Here is a 12,622-nt window from a genome sequence, read left to right on the forward strand (position 1 = left end):
ATTTTCTCTTAAAATCTAACATCTGAGATAAATAAACTACACTTTTCATATCAACTTCTTGGATATGGAAATGCGCGTGGTAGGAATCTTTTCTTGGAACAACCTGTCGGTAAAACAAAAGCTATTTGGGTTGGTTTTGCTGCCAATTTTATTGTTGCTTGTCCTCGCGGGTAAACATGTACAAAGCCTTTCTATCCAGGCTCAGGAACTACAAAAAGCACAGTTATTCTCTGTCTACATCGACCGCGTATCTTCGCTTTATCACCTACCGAATAACCCTGATGTAATAGATAAGCAACTAAAAACTCAGCAGATATCTCAATTGTTACGCGACACCGCTGCACCAGTATTCGGTGAAAGCGCTGAGATACTAAACCAGTTGACAAGCTTTGAGGAAGCAACCCTCTCGATGCTCTCTTCGCAAAATCAAGAGGAAAAGTTAGATGCGGCAGAGTGGCGCGCTGATACGTTCAAAGAAATCCTCATGAGCTTAGACAAAGTCTATTTTAGAAATGTGAGTTATGAAACAAACACTCACCTTTCTTCTTTGATGCAACTTGAATGGTTGATGTTTTGGTCTACTGAAGAGCATAGATTAAGCGAATATTTGATTCGATCTTCAGAGGAAAATAACGAGTATGACCTCACAACACAGGCTTCTATCCAATCTTTAGTCCAGAACCAACAACTATTTCTAGAGCGTTTTGTGACGCTAAATGCCAATCAACAACAAGTAGATCTGCTCATTGAGACGTTTACGGGTGAAGTCTTTATCAAAAGCCAAGAGTTTCGTGCCTATTTATTGCAACCAGCTCAACTCAAATCATTAACCCCGGATGAGATTGATGCGGGGTTATCTGCACTCAACAAACGCTTATCGTTATTACAAAGTGTTGACGACAAAATGGAACAACAGCTGAGTGATGATATATCAAAGACAATCAACACGACGACACAGCACCGCTTTACCTTTATCGCAATGATGAGCCTTTTAACGCTGTTGGTCGTAAGTTTAACGCTAAGATTGGTGCGAAAAGTTACTGGAAACTTGAATCTAGTCCTCAAATTTCTCAGTAACGAAAGCAATGAACAAAGTAACACTGAAAATTCACCTCTTGCTCAACTAATAAAGGGTAAAGACGAGCTGAGTAAGTTTGCTCGAGAGGTAAAAAAGCTTAGTGATGAGCGGATGTTGTCCAGACTAAAGCTCACACAAGCTAAAGAAGATGCAGAACAAGCAAAAGATGATGCAATTAAGGCGAGTAAAGCCAAAAGTAGCTTTTTGGCCAACATGTCCCACGAGATCCGCACGCCGCTAAATGGCGTTATTGGTATCTCTGAAGTCTTATCCGATACTTCCCTGACTGCCACACAACGCGATTACGTCGACACGATTGAAACCTCCTCCCAACTGCTTTTGAGTTTAATTAATGACGTTCTAGACTTCTCAAAAATTGAATCTGGGATGCTGCTCATTAGCCCACATTCAACTTGTGTTCGAGAGTCTATCTATGACATTGCTTCTATCATTTCACCAAAAGCAAAGGAAAAAGGCATCGATGTGCAAGTCAACATTAGCCGTAACACGCCTTACCACGTAATGTTGGATGACCATCGTATACGCCAAGTTGTCATGAACTTCATGTCTAACGCCGTAAAATTTACCGAACAAGGCAGTGTAGAGCTATCGGTCATCACCCGCGAAATAAAAAATGGTGAAGCGGTCATCGAGTTTTCCGTTAAAGATTCTGGGATTGGTATTGATGCCCAGCAGCAAAAGAAAATATTTGCTCCATTTGCCCAAGAGGATAACTCTACTACCCGACAATTTGGGGGAACTGGACTTGGGCTTGCCATTAGCACGCAATTAGTTGAGCTAATGGGTGGAGAAATTCAACTTGAATCCGAGAAAGGTAAAGGCAGTCGCTTCTTCTTTGAACTAACTGCTCCTGTGGTGACTCAAGAGTTTAACGCTTATCACGCTCTGAATCACAACGACATATGGATTGTATGCAGCAGTACTCAACTAGAACAAAAACTGCGTAACGAGTTAAGTTTTTTCAACATCAATATAACGCAGTCAGTAGATACCTTAAGTGCGTTGCCAACGTGGATTGATAACGAGCGCGTTATCGTTATTCATGTAGAAGCATCACCAAATGCAGCGGCGATGCATATCGATGAGATAGAAAGCCTTTGTAAACGAAACATTCGTGTCTGCCTCATCAAGCACCTTCATAGCCCACAATTCGACTTTAGAAGCAGTATCAGCGCCTTGGTCACTCAGCCACTACTAGGGCAGCGCTTAATTAAAGCACTTGAAAGTTGTGCGGCAAACTTCTCGCACGCACAACAAGAGAGCATTTCAGCGCAACATGTTAAATCTTTGCCGAAAATTTTGGTCGTTGATGACAATACGGTCAATCAAAAAATCGCGGGGCTACACGTCACAAAAGCTGGCTTCGACTTTGATGTCGCAGTAAACGGACAAGAAGCAGTTGAGAAATTTCAACAGAATCAATACAGCCTAATTTTAATGGACTGCATGATGCCCGTAATGGATGGATTTGAAGCCACCCAAATAATTCGTCAAATAGAAGTAAAAGAAAAACGCGCTTTCAGAATTCCGATTATTGCTCTAACGGCAAGTGTGGTCGATGACGATATACAAAAATGCTTTGACGTTGGAATGGATGACTATGTGCCCAAACCGTTTAAAGCAGGGTTGCTTAAAGAGAAGTTAGATAAGGCAATAGGGTTACGCGTTTCCAACACGACGCCTGCTGAACCACACCAAGAGAACACCACCCCCGATAAAACTCATGAACTACCTGCAAGTTCTGAGCAACCAGAAGCAACGGTAACGCCTATTCGCTCCGAACGCATCTTGCTTGTCGAAGATAATAGAGTGAACCAGAAAGTGGCTTCTCTATTGCTATCTAAAGCAGGCTATCAATTCGAAGTCGCAGAAAACGGTCAAATTGCAGTCGAAATGTTCCAAAAAGATGGAAAGTTTGATGTTATTTTGATGGATTGCATGATGCCCATAATGGATGGGTTTGAAGCTTCTAGGCAAATTAGAGCTTATGAAGCGAGTAAAGGATTAGCTAAGACGCCCATTATCGCATTAACAGCAAGCGTCGTTGATGATGATATTCAACGCTGCTTTGATTCAGGAATGGATGCCTACGTACCAAAGCCTGTGCGCAAAGAAAAACTGTTGTATCAAATTGAACAAGCAATGTAGGTGGATTCTATGAGTAGAAATCATTCTCGCGTTGCTTTTCCTTTGCGTTACATAAAACGCTATCTGTTTATTCTGATTGCCCTTCTTTCATTAAATTGCCAAGCTCTCGCTGCAGAGAGCTACGCCGTTTTCTCATTTAATGACGAATTCTCTCCGCTCACTGTCAATAAAGCGCGAAAGTTGTACAGAGGGAAGACGCAACTTTTACAAGGCCAGCGAATTGAACTCTCTGACTGGCCTGCGACATCAACAGAAAGAGCTGAGTTCTATCGTTATCTTCTCAACAAAAATTTAGCGCAAATGAACGCGCATTGGGCAAGCTTGTCTTTTTCAGGTAAAGCTAGACCGCCAAAAGTGATTGCACGCTCCAGCATTGATGACCTCATAGCATGGATGCAAGAGAAGCCGAATAGAATTGGTTATGCCCCAACATCGAGCGTCCCTAGTAATGCTCATGTTTTATGTGTGGTTAGCTCGGAGAATTGATATGAAAAAATATTTAACCATGTTATCGCTGAGTATCGCGACCTTTCCGAGCTCAGCCACGATTGAACTAACAGAACAACTTTCTTTAAGTGGTTTTGGCTCTACTTCGTGGGCAAAATCCGATAACCCAACTACGGTACTAGTTAACCGCTTTATTGGCGATGAATCTTGTTTCGATTGCGATACCACTTTCGGCATGCAGCTCGATTATTTTCACAAGGCATTTCGGGCATCCGCACAAGTCGTAAAGCGCCCGCAAGACCATTGGAGCTCGCCTCAGCTCGAGTGGGCGTATTTGGCTTATACCTATAAAAACATAGAAATACGAGGAGGACGCTTAAGACTGCCACTGTTTTTGATGTCTGAGTACAACTATGTCGGCCACGCTTTTACCCAAGCCCGCCCACCGAATGAGGTATATGACAGCATTCTAGGTATCACAGCTTATAACGGCCTATCTGCACGCTGGATTCATGACCTTAATGAGCAAATCGTACTTACCGCCATGCCGTTTGTCGGGTTTAAAGACAATAGTGACGTAACCATCAATGAACGCACTGAATTGGAAATTGAGTCAAACAACACTGCAGGGATGAACTTAACGCTAAGCGGAGAGAGTTATCGTTGGAATTTTTCCTACCTCCACGGCGATTATGATCAAACAACGACGCTCTCTAACATTGAGCAATCCACTCCCGGTGGCGGAACCACAATCATTGACCGTCTAGTTGAAACAGAAAAAAACAACACGATCGATCTGTTTTCTCTAGGGTTAAGATACGAGCTCGATAACATTGTGATTATGGCAGAAGGACAGACCAGCAATCTTTCCTCATCTTGGTACGCGACAACAAGTTATAATGTAAACAAGCTAACTCCTTATATTGTTTACGGTCAGCAGTTTAATAGTCGGGATAAAAAAAGTGGAGACAGTTTCTTACTCGGGTTGAGATATGACCTAGATTACAACGTTTCCCTGAACGCAGAATGGCAAAGGTTCAACGCCTACAATAATAGCTCTGGCGCGTTTTCATCAGCCCCAAAGGATGACAGTGCGAGCCTTTATACGCTAATGCTCAACTTCGTTTTTTAATGTTTCTTACAGTACCAATTTCCACAACACTAGGGGCTGTGGCATTAAGAAGGCTTTTTGCAACACGTAACTAAACGCTAAACGACTGGAAGGGATAGAATCGTTCAGATAGGTAAGTGGCAATCCAAACAGAGACAAAGGTTACTCTATTTCGGTTTGTTTTGATTGCCTTTTAACCGCTTTTCTTTGCGTCGCAGTGCCCGGAAAAACTTTGACTCTTCGTGGTACCAACCAAGGACACTAATTGGAAAGCCCACGAGCATCATAATAAAAACATCCGCAGGGAGTTGTTCCCAAATGTCGCTTAAAGAATGCAGCTCTCCAAAAATGAACAAACCGATGACTTTACCAAGCAGTAATGCACAACAAATCATAAAGAAGGACTTTAATATATAGTGCCATTTGCCTTTTTTACGCTCTTCTCTCCAATAGGCATATTTATATTGTCGGTCGTACATTCATCCCCCTAAAGTAAACTTGCCGTAAGTTTAAGTATCTCGATAGCGTAAAGTGCGTTGGCACCTCTTTAATCATAGTGCGTATCTAAAGTGAATGCTTGTCGTGGCAATAAGAAGGAGAGGTATTATGTAGTAAGAGCTACATAATCTCTGAACGTTATATGTCTTGTATCATTCGGATGATGCCTGATTTTGCTTATCGCTAGTGTTTTCTGAACACCCAAATCGGGCCGATGAGTAGAAACTGTAAATCCTCAAAAAACGACGGTTTTTTACCTTCAATCTTGTGACCGATAAATTGCAATATCCACAATACGCCAAACAAGAGCATAGAAATATGCAGAACGGGCAACATCAATACCTCTAGCGACCAAATAAGGCCAATGCACGCTAATGTGTAGCCGATCATCATCATGAATACACTCAGAGACAAACGAAAATAGAAAACCCAAGTGGGGATCACCGCTACCCAAACCCAATTAAGTTCGAAGCCTAATAATGAAATCTGGGGAATCGACCAAATAAGTCCAACCACAGAAAGGTAAATACCTGGAACTGCGATTGTGTGAATCTTTTGGTTGATAGGGTTTTGGTGACTCTCCCCGTATTCTTTTAGCCATTCAGATAATGCTCGCATATCATTCCCCTTTTCCACCTTCTTATTCTTATATAGCCCGAGGATGAAAAAGGTGCGAATTTTTCCGTAAAGGCTACGAGCAACGAGCGACAAAACAACAGAGGCCAGTGCGTTGCCGATTACTCACCAAGCAACGCTCGTTGTGCTTTCGGCAGCTTGGCAACGACAAGAGCATAAGAGCGTTCACACAAGTCTTGAATCAACCCATCCTCGACATCACCGTTAAAATAAACCGTTATCCAATGACGCTTATTTAAGTGATAACCCGGGATAATGTCCGTAAACTGCGACGTTAAGACTTCTCCATCTTCTGGTTTTACTTTTACGCTGACATACTCCCGACCGTTTCTCTCTGCAATGATGGCAAACATCTTGCCTTTGATTTTGTAAACAACCGCTTCAGGCCCAAATGGGAAATCGCTTTCTGCACACATGAAGGTACTTAAGTATTGTTCTAGTTCTTTGCTTTTCATATCCCCTACCTCCTTCTGCGTTCTCATTCAAATTGTGGCAATAGCAATTTTAACGCCTGGTTAACCTGCGCTTTTTCATTGCCTTCTAAACCATGCAATAACGATTGCTGAACGTCTACATGCTCCAAAATTAGCTTGTCAATTAAGGTTAAGCCTTGCTCTGTTAGTTCAACGGTGACGCTACGTCGGTCTTCTTTACTATGGGTTCTGGTAATAAACCCTTTCTTCTCTAGTTTATCTAAGCGATTAGTCATCGCACCCGAAGTGAGCATCATCGACTCTATTAACGCTGAGGGAGTAAGACAATATGGTGAACCAGCTCGACGCAGTGTCGCTAACACATCAAATTCACCCATTTTCAGATCGTACTTCTTATGTAGCTCGGCGACCCTAGATTCCATGTGTTTTGCAATTCGCATTAGTCGACCCATTATTGCCATCGGTTCAGTGTCGAGGTCTGGCTTCTCCCTAGCCCACTGCTCTACCACTCTATCAATTGCATCCATTATTTCTCTCCAAACATCATATGTTTTTTATTTTAACATAAAGATACTTTACAAAAAGCCACCTTGCCGATATCGTTACATTTAATTATCTCTACATAAAGATATTTAACATGAACATTTTACTTGCGATGATTCCTGCCTTTTTTTGGGGGACGACTTACGCTGTTACTCAGTTTACTCTACCGGACTGGCCTCCCGTTTTACTTGGCGCTCTAAGGGCACTGCCTGCGGGTCTTTTGTTGCTGGCAATAAAGCCCTCGTTTCCAAAAAGAAGTGAGTGGAAGGTGCTGCTTGTTTTAGGAACCATCAACATCGCTTGCTTCTTTGGTCTCATTTTTGTCATGGCGTTGACGCTTCCTTCTGCCATCTCTGGTGTTGGTATGGTTTCGGTCCCCGTTTTTGCGATGCTGTTTGGTTGGGCGGTCTACAAACGTCAGCCTAGTGGCATTCAAGCGATAAGCGGCGCAACTTTGATTGCTTTAGCTTGGTTCTTATTTGATCCTAGCTCTATTTCTCTCGAACCCGTGGGCTTACTTGCGATGATCTCCGCCATTATGTGCATCGTGATAGGAAGTAGCGTAACAAAGTCACTAGGTACAAAAATGCACTGGTGGACAGTGCTAACATGGCAGCTCATTTTGGGTGGCGTGATTATGTCTATCGCAACAAGTGTGCTGGCGATAAACAATCCAGAGCCATATGTTACAGTCGTTCAGGACGTATCCATGACGAATATTCTAGGGTTACTGTGGGTAATTATTCTGAACACCGCATTAGGGTATGGCATGTATGTATGGTTATTACAGCGGATGTCGGTCGTAGATTTTACCTTTGGTGGTATTGCAAACCCAGTCGCAGGCATTGTTTCGGGCCTACTGCTATTGGGGGAAACGTTCACTCCTCTGCAATACAGCTTAATGCTGGGAATGATCGTAATGTCATTACTACCTCAGCTCATTACGTCAATCAAAACGAAAAGAGCCGCACTCTCCTCCTAAGTAACGTTAATTCCTAACACTCTAGGAGTAATGAGAGTGTTAGGAATCCTCAAGTGTGAGCCTACCAGCAGAAATCAGCGCTAACCTAGGAAACTGGCACCTTTAAAGCGGGATGTTATGACGTTATGGCTATTAAGCGCTTGCAAGGTTAGTCAGGGGCTCTGGTTTAGCGTAAACATAACCTTGAATAAGGTAAATCGCATGCTGAGCCAGATATTCGACTTGAGCCTGGCTCTCTACACCTTCTGCAATCATCTCACATTCCGCTTTGTTCGCTGCAGACACAATTGAGTCCAGCACTTTCAATTTTTGGTCGTCAGATCCTATTGGATCAATAAACATCTTATCCACTTTTAAACATCGGATGCCCAAATCTTGTAGGTAAGAAAAGCCACCATATCCGGTACCAAAATCGTCAATTTTGAACTTGTAGCCTTTATTCGTTAAATACAAAATCTCTTTTTTCGCGGCCTCAGTGTCTTTTACTGGTATTCTCTCGGTCAACTCAAAATGAATTCTATTCGAGATTGGCCAATTTAACTCCGACAGCAACTTCGTTAATACGCCTGACTCTAAATGGGAGGAAACAATATTGATGCTGACCCACGTATGCTCGGGTAAGTCACTTAAGTCTTGTATGATTTTACGAATAAGCTGATTGGTCATCGGGATAATCAGGCCACTTTCTTCTGCAGCACCAATAAACATATTTGGTGGCACCATTCCATCACGCCGCGACCATCGAATCAGTGCTTCGTATCCTACTGTCTTACCATCGCGACTATCGACAATCGCCTGGTAGTAAGGAATAAATTCTGCATTACTAATCCCATTTTCAATTAGACCAGTAATGGATTTTCTCAAGCTTTTACCAGATATGTATGCAAAGGCAGTCGCAAGACCAGCAAGCACACTTACAAGACCGCCCCACAAAAGTACTCTTTCCTGAGCATAATTTTTAAGTTTTTCACCGCTGTATATCTTTATGAGCATGTTGGCTTGAGACTCTCCTGAAAAGAAAAACTCTTTTGAGAGTGCGTTTTCTTCTCCTGCAATATTCGCTTTGCCACGGCTTATCGTTAAATCACCAAATATTGGTTCATCATACTTAAACTCTACAAATAGGCAGTCTTTGCAAGGCGTTTTTATTACCTCGTTAACCCAACTGTTATCAAGCACCCAGAAGACTTCAACGTGTTCATTATCATAAATGACCATCCACTCTATTTGGTCATTCTGTTGCGGCAAAATAAGTGATGCGAAAAAGTTTTCATCCATCTGAAATCGTTCACTACTAGATGGGCGAGACACTTCACTACCAACCGTGGAACACTTTTTACCGCCTTCTGTGGTCATCGCAATAAAACGAATGTAACGGTTATAAAAACGTGGGTCGCGTAAAGTTCTTACATCACTATCACTACAAGTAAAATCTAACTGAGCAATCTGCTTCACTATTGCTCCGTCCAAATAGGCAGACCTTTGATTTAAATAATCTACGTAAGCATCTATTTTCGACGCTTTTACCGAGTTGACGTAAAAGTTGGTTATCGAATGAAAGGCCACTACAAATATGGCGATGGGAACTAAGCCGAGTAAAATGGCATACCTTGTATTCTTTGTTATCAAAGTTCGTCCTGCTAATCTGTCAAGCAACCTAAGTGGGATATGAATACTATCTCATTTTTATAGTCCAAAAAGTGAGGAATGACGCTCAATAAAATTATAGACTCAAGTGGCTTTCAGATGTCGGGATTTAGAATGTGAGCACCAAACCACATTCGAGGAGAACAAAGTAGCGACTAAGTGAAAAGTAAGAACGAGCCCAACTGTTAAGTCATCCGTAATAAAAGTGACAACTTGGATCTTGAGCAATACTTTTTAGATAGGCAGCAGATACGCTAAAAAACAAAAAGGAAACGATTGATGCCAACCGCTTCCTTTATTTGTTATTGCTATTTAAAAGTGCGTGAATTACGCCACTTCAAGAATCACTTTTTCCAACTTATCTAGGCCTTCATTTAGCACGTCAGATTCGATGGTCAGTGGAGGTAACAGACGAATCACGTTCGCTTTTACTCCACAAGAAAGCAGGATAAGGCCGTTTTCTTGCGCTTTAGAAATCACCGCTTTGGTCATCTCTTGCAGTGGTTTGCCTGATTCTGGGTCAGTAAACTCAATCGCCATCATTGCACCAGTAGTGCGGATTTGACCGATAGCAGGTACTGACTGTTGCAGCTTAGTCATTCGTGCATTGACCACTTCACCAATGCCCATCGCTTTAGTGCACAAGTTTTCTTCTTCGATGATTTTCAGCACTTCAAGACCAGCAACACAACCAAGTGGCGAGCCCGCATAAGTGCCACCTAAACCACCGGGTAGTGCAGAGTCCATCACATCCGCTTTCCCAACTACCGCTGAGATTGGGAAACCACCAGCAATGCCTTTCGCCATTGTCATTAGGTCTGGTTCAATGCCTAGGTACTCTGTTGCAAACATTTTACCGGTACGAGCAAAACCCGTTTGGATTTCATCGGCAATCAGCATGATACCGTGCTTATCACACAGCTGACGTAAGCCTTGTGCAAACGCTTCAGGTGCTTTGTAGAAGCCGCCCTCACCTTGTACTGGCTCGAAGATGATCGCCGCAACGCGTGAAGGTTCGATATCGCAAGCAAATAGATCGTCGATTGCTTGTAAGCTTTGCTCAACGCTGATGCCGTGGAACGCATTTGGGTACGGCGCGTGATAGATTTCATTCGGGAAAGGACCAAAGCCTGCTTTATATGGCGCAACTTTACCAGTTAACCCCATAGTCATGTTTGTGCGACCGTGAAAGCCGCCTTTAAACGCTATCACGCCGCTACGGCCTGTATGAGCGCGTGCCACTTTTACGGCATTTTCGACCGCCTCGGCGCCAGTGGTTAGAAAAATCGCTTTCTTCTTAGTCTCACCTGGTGCAAGTTCTGTCAGCTTTTCTGCCAGCTCAACGAATGACGCGTAAGGCGTGACCATTGCACACGTGTGCGAGAAGTTATCCAACTGAGCTTTTACCGCTTCACTAATGCGTTTATGAGAATGCCCCGTGTTAGTTACCGCAATGCCCGCTGCAAAGTCGATGTATTTGTTGCCTTCAATATCCCACACGTAAGCGTTTTCTGCTTTCTCGACGTAAAGTGGGTACAGTGCGCCCATGCCTTGAGCGATAACTTGGCTTCTTCTTTCGTGTAGTTGTTGGTTTGTCATTGTTTTGTCCTTAATTAGTTGCCGCCAAAGCAGAGATATTTCACGTCCATGTATTCATCGATACCTTGTTTTGCTCCTTCGCGTCCGATGCCGGACTGCTTAACACCGCCGAAAGGAGCGACTTCAGTAGAAATCATGCCTTCGTTAATGCCAACCATGCCGTATTCGAGCGCTTCTGCGATTTTCCAAACACGGTGGATGTTTTGGCTGTAGAAGTACGACGCAAGACCGTAAATGGTGTCGTTCGCCATTTCGATCAGCTGTGCGTCGCTGTCAAAACGAATCACTGGCGCAACAGGGCCAAAGATTTCCTCGGAAACAATCTTCATGTCGTGAGTAACGTCTTTGAGAACCACTGGCTGCATAAATAGACCATCGAGCTTTTTAAGTTCTGAAACCGGCTTCGCGCCTTGCTCGATAGCACCATCAATAAGCGTCTGAATGCCTTGCTTCGCTGACTCGCTGATCACTGGACCAATGTTGACCCCCTCTTCCAATCCGTTACCAACTTTGAGCTGCTGAACCGCAGCGTCAAACTTAGCAACGAATTCGTCATACACTTTGCTGTGTACATAGAAACGGTTCGCACAAACACACGTTTGGCCTGCGTTACGGAACTTCGACGCCATCGCACCCGCCACGGCAGCATCAATGTCGGCATCATCGAATACGATAAACGGCGCGTTGCCACCGAGCTCCATTGAGGTACGTTTAATGTCCGCCGCGCTTTGCTGCATCAGCACACTACCAACTTGGGTAGAGCCAGTGAAAGACAACTTGCGAATCAACGGATGCGAAGTGAAGATAGCACCGACCTGACGGGAGTTTTCCCCCAATACCACTTGCAGCACATCGCGTGGGATACCCGCTTGATAGGCAAGCTCAGCGACCGCAAACGCAGACAGCGGCGTAGATTCAGATGGTTTTACGACAAAGCTACAGCCTGCCGCTAAAGCTGGACCTGCTTTGCGCGTGATCATCGCAATTGGGAAGTTCCAAGGTGTAATCGCACAGGCAACACCAATTGGCTGTTTGATGGTCACCAAACGCTTGTCCGCACTTGGGGCAGGAATCGTCTCACCGTAGGTACGTTTCGCTTCTTCAGCAAACCATTCGATAAAGCTCGCGCCGTAAAGCACTTCACCTTGAGCTTCAGCCAGCGGCTTACCTTGCTCTAACGTCATTAAGCGGCCAAGGTCGGCTTTGTTTTCTAACAGGAGTTGGAACCAACGATTGAGCATGCCAGCACGCATTTTTGCTGGCAGTGCCGCCCATTCTTTCTGCGCCACACTGGCGCGTTCAATGCCATTTAAAATGTCGTTTTCGGTTGAGACTGGTGCGTACCCGAGGAGTTCTCCGGTCGCCGGATTAGTCACTGCAATACCCTGTTGTGGGTTCGCTACCATAAACGAAACAAGGGTTTGGTTTTGTATCTGTTGCATGGTCATTCCTTTTGACAACTCATCATCGCCGCTAAG

11 protein-coding genes are annotated in these 12,622 nt (G+C 43.8%); 4 read left to right on the forward strand and 7 right to left on the reverse strand.

What is annotated here, in order from left to right; all coding sequences use genetic code 11:
- Positions 1-70: 70 nt before the first annotated feature.
- Genes R7Q46_RS04575 through R7Q46_RS04585 form a run of 3 tightly spaced genes read left to right on the forward strand, consistent with a single transcriptional unit; the run spans position 71 to position 4,826 of the window.
- The gene (locus tag R7Q46_RS04575; RefSeq protein WP_213972319.1) at positions 71-3,247 is read left to right on the forward strand and encodes a response regulator; all 3,177 of its coding nucleotides are present in this window, start codon (positions 71-73) and stop codon (positions 3,245-3,247) included.
- A gap of 9 nt (positions 3,248-3,256) precedes the next feature.
- Positions 3,257-3,733, forward strand: coding sequence for a hypothetical protein (locus tag R7Q46_RS04580; RefSeq protein WP_017633987.1), 477 nt, complete (start codon positions 3,257-3,259; stop codon positions 3,731-3,733).
- Between the two features lies 1 nt (position 3,734).
- Entirely contained in the window at positions 3,735-4,826 is a 1,092-nt protein-coding gene (locus R7Q46_RS04585; RefSeq protein WP_213972318.1) for a sulfate ABC transporter permease, read from the forward strand.
- Positions 4,827-4,972: 146 nt separating this feature from the next.
- Here the strand turns inward: R7Q46_RS04585 and R7Q46_RS04590 are convergent, their stop codons facing one another.
- The 4 genes from R7Q46_RS04590 to R7Q46_RS04605 form a co-directional block, all read right to left on the reverse strand.
- Positions 4,973-5,284, reverse strand: a complete 312-nt coding sequence (locus tag R7Q46_RS04590) for a hypothetical protein (RefSeq protein WP_005377799.1) — start codon at positions 5,282-5,284, stop codon at positions 4,973-4,975.
- A gap of 202 nt (positions 5,285-5,486) precedes the next feature.
- Positions 5,487-5,921, reverse strand: a complete 435-nt coding sequence (locus R7Q46_RS04595) for a DUF962 domain-containing protein (protein WP_005377800.1) — start codon at positions 5,919-5,921, stop codon at positions 5,487-5,489.
- Between the two features lie 119 nt (positions 5,922-6,040).
- Positions 6,041-6,394 (reverse strand): MmcQ/YjbR family DNA-binding protein, encoded by a 354-nt coding sequence (locus R7Q46_RS04600; protein WP_005377801.1) that lies wholly within the window; start codon positions 6,392-6,394, stop codon positions 6,041-6,043.
- Positions 6,395-6,417: 23 nt separating this feature from the next.
- A complete protein-coding gene (locus tag R7Q46_RS04605; RefSeq protein WP_053350391.1) occupies positions 6,418-6,900 on the reverse strand; it encodes a MarR family winged helix-turn-helix transcriptional regulator in 483 nt (160 codons plus the stop codon).
- A gap of 110 nt (positions 6,901-7,010) precedes the next feature.
- Between R7Q46_RS04605 and R7Q46_RS04610 the strand changes: the two genes are divergently transcribed.
- Positions 7,011-7,898, forward strand: a complete 888-nt coding sequence (locus R7Q46_RS04610; RefSeq protein ID WP_064353868.1) for a DMT family transporter — start codon at positions 7,011-7,013, stop codon at positions 7,896-7,898.
- A gap of 132 nt (positions 7,899-8,030) precedes the next feature.
- Here R7Q46_RS04610 and R7Q46_RS04615 read toward each other — a convergent pair whose 3' ends face one another.
- The 3 genes from R7Q46_RS04615 to R7Q46_RS04625 all read right to left on the reverse strand — a co-directional run bounded on the left by R7Q46_RS04615 (position 8,031) and on the right by R7Q46_RS04625 (position 12,586).
- Positions 8,031-9,353: an EAL domain-containing protein gene (locus tag R7Q46_RS04615; RefSeq protein ID WP_195723099.1), complete on the reverse strand. Its 1,323-nt coding sequence runs from the start codon at positions 9,351-9,353 to the stop codon at positions 8,031-8,033.
- A 519-nt stretch (positions 9,354-9,872) separates the two neighbouring features.
- The gene (gene gabT, locus R7Q46_RS04620) at positions 9,873-11,144 is read right to left on the reverse strand and encodes a 4-aminobutyrate--2-oxoglutarate transaminase (RefSeq protein ID WP_054730169.1); all 1,272 of its coding nucleotides are present in this window, start codon (positions 11,142-11,144) and stop codon (positions 9,873-9,875) included.
- A gap of 14 nt (positions 11,145-11,158) precedes the next feature.
- Positions 11,159-12,586 carry an NAD-dependent succinate-semialdehyde dehydrogenase gene (locus tag R7Q46_RS04625; protein WP_213871611.1) on the reverse strand — a complete coding sequence of 476 codons (1,428 nt, stop codon included), beginning with the start codon at positions 12,584-12,586 and terminating at the stop codon, positions 11,159-11,161.
- Positions 12,587-12,622 lie beyond the last annotated feature (36 nt).

It is taken from the genome of Vibrio sp. 811, assembly GCF_033339195.1.

Coding starts and splice junctions, on each gene's coding strand:
- R7Q46_RS04575 (WP_213972319.1), top strand. CDS start 71: ATGCGCGTGGTAGGAATCTTTTCTTGGAACAACCTGTCGGTAAAACAA.
- R7Q46_RS04580 (WP_017633987.1), top strand. CDS start 3,257: ATGAGTAGAAATCATTCTCGCGTTGCTTTTCCTTTGCGTTACATAAAA.
- R7Q46_RS04585 (WP_213972318.1), top strand. CDS start 3,735: ATGAAAAAATATTTAACCATGTTATCGCTGAGTATCGCGACCTTTCCG.
- R7Q46_RS04590 (WP_005377799.1), bottom strand. CDS start 5,284: ATGTACGACCGACAATATAAATATGCCTATTGGAGAGAAGAGCGTAAA.
- R7Q46_RS04595 (WP_005377800.1), bottom strand. CDS start 5,921: ATGCGAGCATTATCTGAATGGCTAAAAGAATACGGGGAGAGTCACCAA.
- R7Q46_RS04600 (WP_005377801.1), bottom strand. CDS start 6,394: ATGAAAAGCAAAGAACTAGAACAATACTTAAGTACCTTCATGTGTGCA.
- R7Q46_RS04605 (WP_053350391.1), bottom strand. CDS start 6,900: ATGGATGCAATTGATAGAGTGGTAGAGCAGTGGGCTAGGGAGAAGCCA.
- R7Q46_RS04610 (WP_064353868.1), top strand. CDS start 7,011: ATGAACATTTTACTTGCGATGATTCCTGCCTTTTTTTGGGGGACGACT.
- gabT (WP_054730169.1), bottom strand. CDS start 11,144: ATGACAAACCAACAACTACACGAAAGAAGAAGCCAAGTTATCGCTCAA.
- R7Q46_RS04625 (WP_213871611.1), bottom strand. CDS start 12,586: ATGCAACAGATACAAAACCAAACCCTTGTTTCGTTTATGGTAGCGAAC.